General features: G+C 66.6%; 12 protein-coding genes. 10 read left to right on the forward strand and 2 right to left on the reverse strand.

The window, feature by feature from the left end:
• The 8 genes from BDW16_RS20700 to BDW16_RS20735 are packed head-to-tail and all read left to right on the forward strand — an operon-like array spanning position 1 to position 10,368.
• A complete protein-coding gene (locus BDW16_RS20700) occupies positions 1–1,050 on the forward strand; it encodes an AAA family ATPase (RefSeq protein ID WP_066579448.1) in 1,050 nt (349 codons plus the stop codon).
• Positions 1,047–2,633, forward strand: a complete 1,587-nt coding sequence (locus tag BDW16_RS20705) for a porin family protein (protein WP_066579296.1) — start codon at positions 1,047–1,049, stop codon at positions 2,631–2,633. The genes BDW16_RS20700 and BDW16_RS20705 overlap by 4 nt, the downstream gene beginning before the upstream one ends.
• Before the next feature lie 11 nt (positions 2,634–2,644).
• Positions 2,645–3,751: an AAA family ATPase gene (locus tag BDW16_RS20710; RefSeq protein WP_066579450.1), complete on the forward strand. Its 1,107-nt coding sequence runs from the start codon at positions 2,645–2,647 to the stop codon at positions 3,749–3,751.
• On the forward strand, positions 3,748–4,590 hold the full coding sequence (locus BDW16_RS20715; protein ID WP_066579298.1) for an XrtA system polysaccharide deacetylase: 843 nt from the start codon (positions 3,748–3,750) through the stop codon (positions 4,588–4,590). The genes BDW16_RS20710 and BDW16_RS20715 overlap by 4 nt, the downstream gene beginning before the upstream one ends.
• Before the next feature lie 20 nt (positions 4,591–4,610).
• Entirely contained in the window at positions 4,611–5,660 is a 1,050-nt protein-coding gene (locus BDW16_RS20720; protein WP_066579452.1) for a FemAB family XrtA/PEP-CTERM system-associated protein, read from the forward strand.
• Complete coding sequence (locus tag BDW16_RS20725) at positions 5,660–6,883, forward strand: TIGR03087 family PEP-CTERM/XrtA system glycosyltransferase (RefSeq protein WP_066579454.1); 1,224 nt, start codon at positions 5,660–5,662, stop codon at positions 6,881–6,883. The genes BDW16_RS20720 and BDW16_RS20725 overlap by 1 nt, the downstream gene beginning before the upstream one ends.
• Positions 6,880–8,418: an exosortase A gene (xrtA, locus tag BDW16_RS20730; protein WP_066579303.1), complete on the forward strand. Its 1,539-nt coding sequence runs from the start codon at positions 6,880–6,882 to the stop codon at positions 8,416–8,418. Before BDW16_RS20725 ends, xrtA begins: the two co-directional genes overlap by 4 nt.
• Positions 8,419–8,475: 57 nt before the next feature.
• The gene (locus BDW16_RS20735) at positions 8,476–10,368 is read left to right on the forward strand and encodes an XrtA/PEP-CTERM system amidotransferase (RefSeq protein ID WP_066579305.1); all 1,893 of its coding nucleotides are present in this window, start codon (positions 8,476–8,478) and stop codon (positions 10,366–10,368) included.
• On the opposite strand, the gene BDW16_RS20740 is transcribed toward BDW16_RS20735, so the two are convergent.
• Positions 10,365–10,805, reverse strand: a complete 441-nt coding sequence (locus BDW16_RS20740) for an MAPEG family protein (protein ID WP_066579308.1) — start codon at positions 10,803–10,805, stop codon at positions 10,365–10,367. The two genes, BDW16_RS20735 and BDW16_RS20740, sit on opposite strands and share 4 nt — an antisense overlap.
• 144 nt (positions 10,806–10,949) lie before the next feature.
• Between BDW16_RS20740 and BDW16_RS20745 the strand changes: the two genes are divergently transcribed.
• Together BDW16_RS20745 and BDW16_RS20750 are read left to right on the forward strand one after the other, a co-directional pair.
• Complete coding sequence (locus BDW16_RS20745; protein WP_066579310.1) at positions 10,950–12,152, forward strand: MFS transporter; 1,203 nt, start codon at positions 10,950–10,952, stop codon at positions 12,150–12,152.
• Positions 12,153–12,329: 177 nt separating this feature from the next.
• Positions 12,330–12,830, forward strand: a complete 501-nt coding sequence (locus BDW16_RS20750; RefSeq protein WP_164520909.1) for a YbjN domain-containing protein — start codon at positions 12,330–12,332, stop codon at positions 12,828–12,830.
• Positions 12,831–12,846: 16 nt separating this feature from the next.
• Here the strand turns inward: BDW16_RS20750 and BDW16_RS20755 are convergent, their stop codons facing one another.
• Complete coding sequence (locus tag BDW16_RS20755; protein ID WP_066579314.1) at positions 12,847–14,079, reverse strand: MFS transporter; 1,233 nt, start codon at positions 14,077–14,079, stop codon at positions 12,847–12,849.
• Between the last annotated feature and the right edge of the window lie 84 nt (positions 14,080–14,163).

Consider the following 14,163-nt stretch of genomic DNA (forward strand, 5'->3'; position numbering starts at 1 on the left):
ATGAACGACGAAACCCCCCGCCGCTATCGCGGATCGCTGCTGGAGCGCGCAGCCGAGCGATACGACCTGATGCATGAGCCGCGGGTCATTCCGTCGGTGCCGGCGGATGAGCCTGTGCCTGAAGGGCCCGTAACGCCCGTTGCAGAGGCAGTGGTCGAGACGCCCGACGCTGTTTCGGAAGTCGAAGCACCAGTTGAAACACCGCACGCTCCAGTCGAAAAGGTCGCGGCGGCAACGCTGGCGACAGAAGCACCCGGGCGGCCAGCCGTTCGGCCGGTCCGCGCTGCAGGTGCCCGGACACGGATCGCGATCGATCGCCAAGCGCTGGCCGAAGAGGGCATGCTGGTTCCGGGCGCACCGGTGACTGCGCTGGCGGAGGAGTTCCGGCTCATCAAGCGCCAGCTGCTCAATTCCGCGCGTTCGATCTGGGCGGCGGACAGTGCTGCGAACGAGAACCGGGCCCGGTCGATCCTCGTCTGCTCGGCCAAGCCCAATGACGGCAAGACCTTCTGTGCGATCAACCTTGCGCTTTCGATGGCAGCCGAGAAGGACGTCGAGGTCCTGCTGGTCGATGCCGATTTCGCGAAGCCCGATGTGATGAGCCGCTTGGGCGCGAGCGAGACGACAGGCTTGCTCGACGTGCTGGCGGGGACGGTCGAGGATGTGGAATCCTGCGTGATCGCGACCGATGTGCCGCAACTTTCCGTGCTGCCCGCGGGCACGCGATCGCATGCCGATACCGAATTGTTGGCGAGCGAACGGGCGAGCGCGATCCTCGACTCGCTGGCTGCTGCCGATCCGCGCCGCATCGTGATCTTCGACTCGCCGCCCGCGCTTGCCGCATCGCCCGCCTCGGTGCTGGCGGGTAAGGTAGGGCAGGTGATGCTGGTGGTCCGCGCGGACCGCACGAGTGAGAGCGACCTGCGCGAAGCGGTCGGCCTGCTCGACGGGTGCGAGCATATCCAGCTCGTGCTCAACAGTGTTTCATTCCAGCCGGGCGGACGCCGCTTCGGCAGCTATGGTGCCTATTACGGGGAAACCGAGTCATGAGGTTGCTCGCTGCGGCGATCGCCGCTTCGACCGTTCTGACGCTTCCGGCCGCCGCACAGGAGCGGAGCAAGTCGATCGAGGCGCATGTCGATGCCGCGCAGGTGCTCGTCGCCGATTTCGATTCCGACGAGGTGCTGACCTCTACGTCGGTAGGTGCCGGGATCGACGCGTCGATCCAGACCCGCCGGGTCGAGGTGCAGCTTTCGTACAAGTACGAGCATCGCTTCTCCTACGACCGGGATGTTGCCGACAGCGACACGCACAGCGGCATCGCACGCGCAGCCATGCGCGTCGGGCGCGGTCTGACGCTCGAGGGCGGCGCGCTCGCCACGCGGACCCGCAGCGATTTCCGCGGCGACGCGCCCGGCAACCTGGCCGGCAATGTCCGCAATGTCAGCCAGATCTATTCGCTCTACGCCGGCCCGACCTTCCATGCCGGCAGTGGTCCGGTGGACGTCAGCGCGGCGTACCGCTTCGGCTACGTCAAGGCGGAAGCGCCCGATATCATCGGGGTCGATCCGCTGCTGCCGCCGCTCGACGTCTATGACAGCTCGACCAGCCACCTCGCCCAGGTGCGGGCGGGCGTGAAGGCCGGGGTGATCCTGCCGGTCGGCCTCAGCGTCGCCGGCGCGTGGCAGCGCGAGAATGCGAGCCAGCTCGACCAGACCTATGACGGAAAGTTCGCGCGGATCGACGCCGTGCTGCCGGTCGGCGGCGGCCTCGCGGTCGTCGGCGGGCTCGGCTACGAGAAGATCGAGATCACCCAGAAGGATCCGCTGCGCGACGGCGCCGGCAACATCGTGCGCGACCGCAACGGCCGCTTCGTCACCGATCCGGCATCGCCGCCGCGCATCGCCTATGAGACGGACGGCCTCTTCTGGGACGCGGGGGTGATGTACAAGCCCAGCTCGCGGCTGATGCTCGAGGCACGCGTCGGCCGCCGCTATGATTCGATGAGCTATACCGGATCGCTCCAGTGGCAGATCTCGCGCCGCTCGGGGCTTCAGGTCGGGGTCTATGACTCCGTCGACAGCTTCGGCCGCCAGCTCGTGCGCGATCTCTCGGCGTTGCCGACGAGCTTCAACATCCCGGGCGATCCGTTCGGTGACGGTTTCAACGGCTGCGTGTTCGGCGATACCGCGACTGCGGCGGGCGGGTGCCTGACCAATTCGCTGGGTTCGATCTCGACCGCCAGTTATCGTGCGCGCGGCGTCAATGCGGTGCTGTCGATGAATGCGGGACCGACGACGCTGGGTCTCGGTCTTGGCTATGCCAACCGCCGTTATCTGGTGCCGCCGGGTGTGATCGTGGCCGGGACGAGCGACGACAACTGGTATGGCCAGCTGTTCGCGTCGCACATGCTGGACTCGGTTTCGAGCCTCAGCGGCAACGTCTATGCGAATTATTATGAGAGCAATCTGCCGGGGGCGCCCGGTGTGTTCGGGGCTGGTGCGAACGGCTCCTATTATCGTAGCTTCGGCGCGCTCAGTGCGATGGCGACGCTTGGGATTTCGACGTTCGATGTCGAGGGTGCGGGCAATACTTCTGCCCAGGCGCTGCTCGGTCTTCGCTACGGCTTCTGACGGGTGGAATGATGTACGACGAGCATTATGGCCTCAACGGTCGGCCGTTCCAGCTCACGCCGGACCCGGCCTTCTGGTTCGATACCGCAACGCATCGCAAGGCGATGGCGTATCTCGGCTACGGTCTGAGCCAGGGCGAGGGCTTCATCGTCATCACCGGTTCGCCGGGCGCGGGCAAGACCACGCTGGTCGGCCATTTGATGGACACGATCGATCGCGAGCGCCTGAACTTCATCCGCATCGTGACGACGCAGGTGCAGGCGGAGGATCTGCTCCATCTCGTCGCGGCAGGACTTGGCGCGGATACGACCGGCCTTGCCAAGGCGCAGACGCTCGCCGCGATCGAGAAGGGGCTGCACAGCGTCGCGCGCAGCGGCAAGCGCACGCTGCTGATCGTCGATGAGGCGCAGGCGCTGCCGATGGAGAGCCTGGAGGAGCTTCGTATGCTCTCCAACTTCCAGGCAGGCGGCTATCCGCTGCTCCAGATCTTCCTGCTCGGCCAGCCCGAATTCCGTGCTCTGTTTGCCGATCCGCGGCTGGAACAGCTGCGTCAGCGCGTGATTGCGATGCATCAGCTCGATCCGATGGGGCTGGAAGAGCTTGAGCCCTATCTGGTCCATCGCCTGTCCAAGGTCGGCTGGAACGGCCGGCCGCGCTTCGAACCGGATGCGGTCGCTGCGATGCACCGCTGGTCCGACGGCATTCCGCGCCGGGTCAACCAGCTCGCCGGGCGGGTGATGTTGTTCGGCGCGATCGAGCAGCTCGACAGCTTCGGCGCCGATGAGGTCGAGGCGGTGATCGCCGATCTCGACAACGACACGGTGGTCGCCGGGCGTCCGCTCGCTGCCGCGGCGAATGCGGCGACCGGGAGCGCCGTGGCGCTCAGCGCCGCGGACATGGCCGAAGCGGTTGAGCCGGTTCGTCATGAAACGGCTCCGGCGGTCGATACCGCCGCCATCGACGCGCTCAATGCGCGCATGGCACGGCTTGAGGCCCGGCTCGAGGAGCAGGATGCGGCGCTGCGCCGCGTGCTGACGCTGATGGTCGATTTCATCGAGCGCGAGGAAGAGACGGCAGGTATCGGAGCGCCGCGGCGCGAAACTGCTGCCTGGCAATGACCGCGAATGCCCTTTCCGTCGATGTCGAGGACTGGTTCCAGGTCGGCGCGTTCGAGAAGGTAATCGCGCGCGGCGATTGGGACGGACTCGACCATCGCGTCGAGGCCAACACCGACAAGGTGCTGGAATTGTTCGACACGGGCGGGGTGAAAGCGACCTTCTTCACGCTCGGCTGGGTCGCGGACAAATATCCCGCGCTGATGCGGCGTATCGCCGAGGCGGGGCATGAGGTGGCGAGCCATGGCTGGGACCACCAGCGCGTGTTCAACCTGACCCCGGACCAGTTCCGTGATGACATCACCCGCGCCCGGGCGGCGCTGGAGGATGCGAGCGGGCAGAAGGTGACCGGATACCGCGCGCCGAGCTTCTCGATCGAAAAACGGACGCCCTGGGCACATCAAATTCTGGCCGAACAGGGCTATGCCTATTCGTCTAGCGTCGCGCCGATCGGGCATGATCACTACGGCTGGGAAGATGCGCCGCGCAGTGCCTTCCGTCCCGTCGCAGGCAGCGACCTGATCGAACTGCCGGTGACGACCGCGAAGTTCCTGGGCCGTGAGGTCACGACCGGCGGCGGCTTCTTCCGGCTGCTGCCGGGCAACGTCATCTACCGGGCGATCGACGCGCTCAACGGCGCCGGGAAGCCCGCGATCTTCTATTTCCACCCCTGGGAAGTCGATCCCGGCCAGCCCCGCGTCGCCAACGCACCGCTCAAGTCGAAGCTGCGTCACTACAGCCGGCTCGGCGCGATGGCAGGCAAGCTCGGTACGCTCATGCAGCGGCATCGCTGGGACCGCACCGATCGTGTCGCGGCTGCCGAAGCGGCGAAGCTCGGGTGAATGCGCCGGTGCGCCTGCCGATGACCGCGTTGCGCGTGGCCGACCTTGCCGATGCCGGGGAGCGGGCACGGATCGAGGCGTTCGTTGAGGCCCATCCGGACGGCACCCCGTTCCACCTGCCCGCATGGAGTGCGGCGGTGGAGAAGGGGTGCGGACAGAAGGCGCATTATCTGGTCGCCGAGCGGGATGGGCAGGGCATCGCCGGGGTGATGCCGCTCACCGAGCTCCATTCGCCGCTGTTCGGGCGAGTCCTCGCTTCGGCGGGGTTCGGGGTGGGCGGGGGCATTCTGACCGAGCGGCCCGAAGTGGCGCGGCAACTGGCCGACGCGTGCTGGACGCTCGCGGTGCAGTTGAGCTGTCCGAGCGCGGAAGTCCGCGGCGGACCGCGGCCCGGACCCGAATGGAGCGTTGACGACACGCATTATCTCGGGTTCTCCCGAGATCTGGCGGCGAACGACGAGACGGAACTGCTCCAGATCCCGCGAAAGCAACGTGCGGAAGTGCGCAGGTCGCTGGGCTATGATCTTGATATTTCGGTGGGGCAGGCCACCGCGGATATCGCCGCGCACTATGCGGTCTACGCCGAGTCGGTACGGAATCTGGGCACGCCCGTCTTTCCGCGCGCTCTGTTCACGGAAATGTTGCATGAATTCGGCACAGCTGCCGACGTCCTGATCGTGCGGGACGGGGGGAAGGCAGTGGCTGGAGTGTTGAGCCTGTACTGGCGGGGGACGGTCTATCCCTATTGGGGCGGCGGAACCGCCGATGCGCGCCGGCTGCGCGCCAATGACCGCATGTATTTCGAGCTCATGCGCCATGCCCGGACGCGCGGCTGCACACGCTTCGATTTCGGCCGGTCGAAGGTGGGTACCGGCGCCGCGGCGTTCAAGAAGAATTGGGGGTTCGAGCCGGAACCTCTGGTCTATTACGACCGCGTGGCGGACGGCGCGGCGATCCGCGATGCCAATCCGCTCAACCCCAAATACCGGCTGCAGGTCGCGGTGTGGAGCAAGCTGCCGCTTGCCATCGCCAATCGCGTGGGCCCGTGGATTTCGCGGGGGCTGGGCTGATGGGCGACATTCTGTTCCTCGCTCATCGCGTGCCGTTTCCGCCCGATCGGGGCGACAAGATCCGCGCGTTCAATATCCTGCGCTATCTGTCGCGCCATAAGCGCGTCCATCTGATCGCCTTTGCCGACGACCCTGCCGATCTCAAGCATCGCAGCGGACTGGCCAAGGTCACGGCGAGCCGGGAGATTGTCTGGCGCGGCAAGGGACAGGCGGCGGCCGGTCTCCAGGCGCTGGCAGCGCGGCGGCCCTTTTCGCTCACCGCGTTCGATAATCCCGAGCTTCGCAACGCGGTGGCCTCGGCGCTCGCGCAGCGCTCGATCGACACCATCTACGTCTTCTCCAGCCAGATGGCGCAGTATCTGCCGTCCAAGCCGCGCCAGCGCGTGGTGATGGATTTCGTCGACATGGATTCGGCCAAGTTCGCGACCTACGGCAAGACGACGCGGGGCTTCACCGGCTGGATGATGCGGCGTGAGGCGCGGATGCTCGCCCAGTTCGAGAAGACGGTGGCGGCGAAGGCCGACGCCAGCCTGCTCGTCAGTGAAGCCGAGACCGATCTGTTCCGCGAACGCACCGGTGCGGAACGCGTTCATACGGTCGAAAACGGGATCGATACGGTGAAGTTCGACCCCGCCGCGTCCTTCGCGCGGATCGAGGCGGTGGCGCCGCTGATCGTCTTTACCGGCCAGATGGACTATCGTCCCAATATCGAGGGCGTGGCCTGGTTCGCCGAGAGCGTCTTCCCGCACATCCGCGTTCGCCATCCCGACGCCCAGTTCGCGATCGTCGGGCGCAAGCCCGACGCAGCGGTGCAGGCGCTGGCGAAGATCGAAGGGGTGACGGTGACCGGCGAAGTGCCAGATGTGCGTCCCTGGCTTGCTGCTGCCTCCGTGGTGGTGGCGCCGCTGAAGCTCGCGCGCGGGGTGCAGAACAAGGTGCTGGAAGCGATGGCGATGGCACGGCCGGTGGTCGCTTCGCCCGCCGCGGCGACGGGGATCGATCACGGCGGCACGATCGAGATCGGTGCGGGCGTCGGCGGAATGGCCGATGCGGTCAACGCGATGATCGCCGATCCGCCGCGCGCAGCGCAACTGGGCGTGTCAGCGCGGCAGCGCGTGATCGACCTCTATGGCTGGGACGCCAAGCTGTCCGCGCTCGACCCCATCATGGGCTTCGGCAAGGGGCGCAGCGATCCCCAGCCGCGTAGCAAGGCGGCGGCATGACGAGTACGGTAGCGAATGGCGAGATCGAAGCGCCTACGGCTAGTTTCGATGCGGCATGGCGGCGAAATGCGGCATTGCTGGCCGGCGTCTGGGCCGTATTGCTGCTGTTGTTCCACCGCGATGTCGCCGATCTGCTGGCGATCTACTGGACCAACACCACGTTCGGCCACTGCCTGTTCATCGCGCCAGTCGTGGCCTGGCTGGTGTGGCAGCGCCGCGCCGATCTGCCCGCAGTCCGTGCGGAGGCGTGGTGGCCCGGGCTGCTGGTGATCGGCGGCGGCGGGTTCGCCTGGCTGCTCGGTGATGCGGCGGGAGTGGCATTGTTCCGCCACCTTGGCCTGGTGGTGATGCTACAGGGCGCAGTGGTCGCGCTGCTCGGCCCCAATGTTGGTCGGGCGCTGCTCTTCCCGCTTTGCTACATGATCTTCCTCGTCCCCTTCGGCGATGCGCTGGAGAAGCCGCTTCAGGACCTGACGGTCGCGATCATGGTGCCGTTGCTCGACCTGTTCGGCGTGCCCGCGCATGTTGATGGCGTGCTCATCACCACGCCCAACGGCTATTTCGAGGTGGCGGAGGCCTGCTCCGGTTCGAAGTTCGTGATCGCGATGGTTGCGTACGGCACGCTGGTCGCGAACGTCTGCTATGTCAGCTGGGCGCGGCGCGCGGCGTTCATGGCGGTGGCGCTGATCGTGCCGATGCTCGCCAACGGCGTGCGGGCGTTCGGGACGGTCTATGCCGCCTACCTGACCTCGGTCGAGGCGGCGACGGGCTATGATCACATCGTCTATGGCTGGTTCTTCTTCGGCGCGGTGATGGCGGGGGTGCTGGCGATCGGCTGGAAATGGTTCGATCGCGATCCCGATGCGCCGTGGTTCGACGCGTCGAAGCTCCAGCGGCGCTGGTGGGGCATCGCGCGGATGCCCGCGGTGGTCGCGCTGACGGGGCTGTTCATCGTGAGCCTGTTCATGGCGTGGGGCGGGGCGATCGCCTCGCGTGCGGATACGCTGCCTGCCAAGGTCGCGATGCCGCAGATTGCGGGCTGGACGCAGGTCCCGCTCAGCAAGCGCGCGGAGTGGAAGCCTAATTTCCCGGGTGCCGATCATTTCCTGATGGGACGCTATTCGGACGGCATGGGTGCGCAGGTCGATCTGGTGCTGGCCGTCTATGGCAGCCAGCGGGAGGGCAAGGAGCTGGTCGGTTTCGGCCAGGGCGCGATCCGCGAGAACGACCAATGGGTGCGGATCGAGGATCTGCCCGCGCTGGAAGGTGGCAAGGCGATGCGAATGACCGCGCCGGGCCCCATCGAGCGCGAAGTCGTGACCTGGTACCGCGTCGGCAACGTGCTGACGCCGAGTGACTCGCGGGTGAAGGCGGAGACGCTCAAGGCCAAGCTGCTGGGCGGGAAGCAGCGTGCGGTGGCGGTGATGATCTCGGCGGAGAAGGGCGAACTGCCTACTCGCGCTGCGATCAAGCGTTTCCTGGGTGCGATTGGCCCGGTCGAGCAGGTCGCCGACCGCGTGACGCTTGCACCTTGACGCCAACCCCGCGAAAGCGGGAGCTGGCGCAGGATATGGGGCGGGAACGATCGACTGATGTGCGGAATTGCTGGGCTCTACTATCCGGGCGTGCCGAAGCCGGTCGAGCCCCAGCGCATCAAGGCCATGGCTGACGCGCTCGCGCATCGCGGCCCCGACGGATCGGGTGCGTGGACCGCGCCGGGCATCGGGCTCGGCCACCGGCGGCTGTCGATCATCGATCTGGCCGGTGGCGCACAACCGATGGCGACGCCCGAGGGAGATGTCGTCGTCAGCTACAATGGCGAGATCTACAATTTCCTTGAGGTGCGCCGCGAGCTCGAGGCCAAGGGCGCGCAGTTTCTTAGCAACAGCGATACCGAAGTGCTGCTGCACGGCTGGCGAGCCTGGGGCTCGGCGATGCTGGGCAAGCTCAACGGCATGTTCGCGATCGCGCTGTACGATGCACGCAGCAAGTCGCTGATGCTGGCGCGCGACCGGCTGGGAGTAAAGCCGCTCCACTATGTCGAGCTGTCCGACGGCGCGGTTGCATTCGCTTCGGAGATCAAGGGGTTGCTGGCGCATCCGCTGTTCCGGCGGCAACCCGATTTCAATGCGATCGAGGATTTCCTTGGCCTTGGCTATGTGCCGGACGATGCGTCGGTGCTGGCCGGGGTGAAGAAGCTGCCGGCCGGGCATTATCTGCTGCTCGAGCGCGGCAAACCGGTGCCGGCCCCGACCGAATGGTGGGACGTCGATTTCTCGAAGCGGACCAAAGGCTCCGCCCGCGATCTCGAGGCCGAGCTGATCGAGCATATGCGCGCGGCGATCCAGTCGCGGATGATCGCCGACGTGCCGCTCGGCGCATTCCTGTCGGGCGGAGTGGATTCGAGCGCGGTGGTCGCGCTGATGGCCGAGGCGAGCCGGAATGCGGTGAAGGCCTGCACCATCGGGTTCGACGAAACGGACCATGACGAGCGCGTCTATGCCCGCGCGGTTGCCGAGCGGTTCTGCACCGAGCATCGCACTCGGACCGTTGCGGCGGACGATTTTGCGCTGATCGATGCGCTGGTCCACCATTTCGACGAGCCGTTCGCCGACGCTTCAGCGCTGGCGACCTATCGGGTGTGCGAGCTGGCGCGCGAGACGGTGACGGTGGCGCTGTCGGGCGACGGCGCGGACGAGGCGCTGGCGGGATATCGCCGCTACAGATTCCACGCCGCCGAGGAACGCGTCCGCGGGCTGTTCCCGGCGACGGCGCGGCAGGGCGTGTTCGGAACGCTGGGACGGCTCTATCCCAAGGCCGACTGGGCACCGCGTCCGCTGCGCGCCAAGACGACGCTGCTCGCCCTCGCCGAGGACGGCGGCGCGGCCTATGCCAAGGCAGTGGGGGTGACCGCGCTGACGGTGCGGATGGGCCTCTACACCGATGCCGCGCGCGCGCTGCTGGGCGGACACCGCGCCGAGACCCGCTATGTCGAGACGATGCGCAACGCCCCGGCGCGCGACGGACTCGATCGTGCGCAATATGCCGATTTCAAGCACTGGCTGCCCGGCGACATCCTGACCAAGATGGACCGCACCAGCATGGCCGTCAGCCTGGAGGCACGCGAGCCGCTGCTCGACTATCGCTTCGTCGAGTTCGCCGCCACCTTGCCCGCGTCGATGCGGATCCGGGGCGGGCAGGGCAAATGGCTGATGAAGAAGGCCCTTGAGCCGTGGTTGCCCAAGGACATCCTCTATCGTCCGAAAATGGGGTTCGTGACCCCGGTTTCGGCATGGTTCCGCACGGCGCTGGCGGACGACGCGGCGGCGCTGTCGCGATCGGCGGTGCTTGCAGGGAGTGGCTGGTTCGAGCCGAAGGCGATCGCCCGCCTTGCCGAAGAGCACCGCAGCGGCCGCGCCGAGCACGGGCGGACGCTGTGGCAGCTCATGATGCTGGAACGCAGCCTGGGACGGCTGTTCGCCTAGGGATGGGTCGATCCCCAAAACGCCATCGCGGCGTGGACGGCGAGCATCACCAGCGGAAGCGTCGCCAGCGTGAAGAGCGCAAAGCGCACCATGACGCGGTTGACCGTCGCCTGCACCAGGCTGTGGGCGATGCGCAGGATAACATAGGCCCAGGCGATCTGGGCGTTGAGACCGTCGCCCTGATCCATCAGCGCGAGCGCCAGGGCGATCGCGTAGAAGATCGTCGGCTGTTCCATCAGGTGATTGTAGTTGTCCGCGGGCCATTGGCTTTGCGCCGGGATGATCTGCTTGAGATCCTTGCCGGTACCGCCGCTGAGCTTGCTCACGTCGATCTTGGCGGCGCGCATCGCGGGGATACGGCGCGCGTAGAGCCATATCCACATGACGAGCGACCAGCCGACCAGTGCGATCACCGGTCCCAGTATCTGTGCGTGCATCGATTGTCCTCCCCCGAAAGCCGGTCGCGCGAAGCTGCACCAGCACGCGCCGCTTGAAAAGATTTCATTTCGCAACCGAAGAGGCATGGAAAGTAGCGGGGGATGCACGATATAGGGCGCCTGTCCGCTGACAGGGGGTCGAGTATGAAGCGCGCATCCATCGTCATCGCCGCTGCGGCGATCATCGTGACCGTCGCGATGGGCGTGCGCCAGGCATTCGGCCTGTTCCTGCCGGACATGAGCGTCAGCCTGGGCATCGGCCGGTCCAGCTTCGGCCTGGCGCTCGCGCTTCAGAATCTGCTGTTCGGATTGGTCCAGCCGTTCGTCGGCGCGCTGGGCGACAAGCATGGCGCGGGCCGCGTCGTCGCAGTGGGCACCCTGGTCTATGTCGTCGGCCTGATCGGCGCGTCCCTGGCGACGAGCGCGATCGGCCTGCACCTCTCCTTCGGCGTGCTGATCGGCATGGCGCTGTCGGCGACGACCTTCGTCGTCGTGCTGGGCGCGGTGGGCCGCGCGGTTCCGCCCGAAAAGCGCAGCATGGCGTTCGGCATCGTCACCGCGGGCGGATCGTTGGGCCAGTTCCTGCTCGTGCCGGCGGGGCAATTGCTGATCGGCGAGCTGGGCTGGCGGATGGCGCTGGTGGCGATGGCGGGCATCGTCGCGGTGATGCTGGTGCTGGCCATCGGTGTTGCCGGCAAGCCCGCCGCGCAGGCGTCCAACGGAGATACGCCGACACAGACGCTGAGCGAAGCGCTGCGCGAGGCGGCGGGGCATCGCGGCTTCTGGCTGCTCAATGCCGGCTTCTTCGTCTGCGGCTTCCACATCGCGTTCATCGCGACGCACTTTCCCGCTTACCTCACCGACAAGGGGCTGGGCCTGTCGATCGGCGCCAACGCGCTGGCGCTGGTGGGCCTGTTCAACATCTTCGGCTCGTATCTCTTCGGCATGTGGGGCGACAAGCGCAGCAAGAAATACCTGCTTAGCGGCCTCTATGCCGCGCGCAGCGTGGTGATGATCGCCTTCCTTGCGCTGCCGCTGACGCCGTTCACCGCGCTCGCTTTCGCCGCCGCGATGGGCTTTCTCTGGCTCGGCACCGTGCCGCTGACCAGCGGGCTGATCGGGCAGATTTTCGGCATCCGCTATCTCTCGACACTCTACGGCATCGTGTTCCTGAGCCATCAGGTCGGCAGCTTCTTCGGCGCGTGGAGCGCGGGGCTGATGTTCGACCTGACGGGTAGCTATGACAGTATCTGGGTGGCTTCGGTCGTGCTCGGCTTCATGGCGGCGATCGTCCATGCCCCGATCCCAGACCGGCCCGTGCCGCGGCTGCGCGAGGCGGCGGCATGAAAGCGCTCGGCCTGATCGCGCTCGCGCTGGTGCTCGCCGGCGGCTGGTGGCTCTGGCAGGCGGCGGGGCCGGACGTGTTGATCGGCGCGATGATCCAGTGGTGCGGATGACCCCTTGCCTATGGACGGGGTTTGCGCTGTAGCGATGCCTCAATTCAAGGGGATAACCGTGCGCAACATGATCTGGTTCGCAGCGGCGCTGGCCGCGGTCACAACGAGCGCGCAAGCGCAGAAGGCGCCGACTCCCGTCGATCTCACCGATCCGGCGACGGTCGCCAAGCTGGTCCAGGATCTGGGCTACAAGGCCGAGCTCAAGGCTCGTGACAATGGCGAACCCTATATCAACAGTGCTGCCAACGGTTCGAACTTCAGCATCGAATTCTACGGATGCGAGAAGGCGGTGAAGTGCACGTCGATCCAGTTCTTCGCCTGGTACAAGAAAGAGCCCTGGTACAATGCAGCGCTGACCGACAAGTGGAACGCGAAGAAGCGCTTCGTGAAGGCGGCCATCGACAAGGATGGCGACTTTTCGACCTATATGGACATCACCGCGCTGGGCGGGACGCGTGAATCGTTTGCGGACAGCCTCGATTGGTGGACGGTGCTTTCCAGCGACCTGTTCGAATTCTTCGAGGAGGAAGACCCCGCCAGGGCCAAGGGCGCCACGCCCGCCAAGTAGGCGGGCGGCGGGCGCTTCAGGCGCGCTGTCCGCTGACGAGCGCCGCGTCTTCGGTCGCGGTGCCGCTGTCCCGCGTGCCGCCGAGCGCACGCTGGCCGATCGCGGTGACGAGCAGCGCCAGCACCGCAGCCGCGACCGAAACCCAGAATCCGTTCTGTGCCCCGAAAGTGTCGACCACCCAGCCGGCGACGAATGCCCCCAGTGCCATGCCGATGCCGATGCCGGTCATCACCCAGGTCACGCCTTCGGTCAGGACATCGGGCGGGACGCGGCGCTCGACCAGGCCGAATGCGGTGATGAAGGTGGGTGAGACCGCAACGCCGCTGAGGAAGATTGCGATCGCCAGTGCGGTCACGCTGCCGACCAGCAGCAGCGGCAGCGTGGTGAGGAGCAGCACGCCCAGCACGACGAGCAGCTGGCGGTGGAGCGGGAAGCGCAGGTTGAGCGCGCCGAGGATCAGGCCGACGACGAACGAGCCGAGCGCATAGACGCCGATCACCAGGCTGGCGGCGCCCGGCTCTCCGAAATCGCGGGTGAGTGCGACCGTGGTGACTTCGGCGGTGGCGAAGATCGAACCGACAAAGATCAGCGCGAGGGTCACGAACTGGACCGGGCGCAGGAAGATCGCCGAGCGATGCGTGCTGTTCTCGCCAACGCGCACCTTGGGCTCGGTGGCGCGCTGGAGGACGAAGGCGGTCATTCCGGCGGAGAGCAGCAGGGTGGAGACGAGCACCCCCGCCTCGGGGAACAAGGCGACGCTGAGCCCGACCGAGAGCGAGGCGCCGGCGATATAGACCAACTCGTCCGCGACCGATTCGAACGCGAAGGCGGTGTTGAGCTCGGGCTTGTCACGGAAGATCTCGGTCCAGCGCGCGCGGACCATCGCCGGCATGCTGGGCATCGCGGCGGCGGCGAGCGCCGAGGCGAAGAGCGTCCAGACCGGCCAGTCGAAGCGGACGGCGAGCATCAGAAAGGCAAATGCGGCGACGGCGATCGCGGTGGCCGGGATCAGCAGCCGGCTCTGGCCATAGCGATCGACCAGCCGCGAGATCTGCGGCGCCATGAAGGCATTGGTGAGGGTGAAGGTCGCCGCAACCGCGCCGGCCAGCCAATAGCCGGTGCCCGATTGCGCCATCATCGTCACGATCCCGATCGGCGCCATGGCGATGGGGAGGCGGGCAACGAAGCCGGCGGCGGCGAATCCCTTGGTTCCGGGGGCCCGAAAGATATCGCGATAGGCTGAAAACATGGCGCTCACTCTCTTCACTGGAAATGCAGGCCGCAAGGGCTTACATACGTCTCGTATGTGAGTGAGGTGGTGACATACGCTGCG

Origin of the sequence: Sphingomonas koreensis, from assembly GCF_002797435.1 — a bacterium.
Lineage (GTDB): Bacteria > Pseudomonadota > Alphaproteobacteria > Sphingomonadales > Sphingomonadaceae > Sphingomonas > Sphingomonas koreensis.

Excerpts from the sequence above, each read along its gene's own strand:
- BDW16_RS20700 (WP_066579448.1), top strand. The coding sequence starts at position 1 with ATGAACGACGAAACCCCCCGCCGCTATCGCGGATCGCTGCTGGAGCGC.
- BDW16_RS20705 (WP_066579296.1), top strand. The coding sequence starts at position 1,047 with ATGAGGTTGCTCGCTGCGGCGATCGCCGCTTCGACCGTTCTGACGCTT.
- BDW16_RS20710 (WP_066579450.1), top strand. The coding sequence starts at position 2,645 with ATGTACGACGAGCATTATGGCCTCAACGGTCGGCCGTTCCAGCTCACG.
- BDW16_RS20715 (WP_066579298.1), top strand. The coding sequence starts at position 3,748 with ATGACCGCGAATGCCCTTTCCGTCGATGTCGAGGACTGGTTCCAGGTC.
- BDW16_RS20720 (WP_066579452.1), top strand. The coding sequence starts at position 4,611 with ATGACCGCGTTGCGCGTGGCCGACCTTGCCGATGCCGGGGAGCGGGCA.
- BDW16_RS20725 (WP_066579454.1), top strand. The coding sequence starts at position 5,660 with ATGGGCGACATTCTGTTCCTCGCTCATCGCGTGCCGTTTCCGCCCGAT.
- xrtA (WP_066579303.1), top strand. The coding sequence starts at position 6,880 with ATGACGAGTACGGTAGCGAATGGCGAGATCGAAGCGCCTACGGCTAGT.
- BDW16_RS20735 (WP_066579305.1), top strand. The coding sequence starts at position 8,476 with ATGTGCGGAATTGCTGGGCTCTACTATCCGGGCGTGCCGAAGCCGGTC.
- BDW16_RS20740 (WP_066579308.1), bottom strand. The coding sequence starts at position 10,805 with ATGCACGCACAGATACTGGGACCGGTGATCGCACTGGTCGGCTGGTCG.
- BDW16_RS20745 (WP_066579310.1), top strand. The coding sequence starts at position 10,950 with ATGAAGCGCGCATCCATCGTCATCGCCGCTGCGGCGATCATCGTGACC.
- BDW16_RS20750 (WP_164520909.1), top strand. The coding sequence starts at position 12,330 with ATGATCTGGTTCGCAGCGGCGCTGGCCGCGGTCACAACGAGCGCGCAA.
- BDW16_RS20755 (WP_066579314.1), bottom strand. The coding sequence starts at position 14,079 with ATGTTTTCAGCCTATCGCGATATCTTTCGGGCCCCCGGAACCAAGGGA.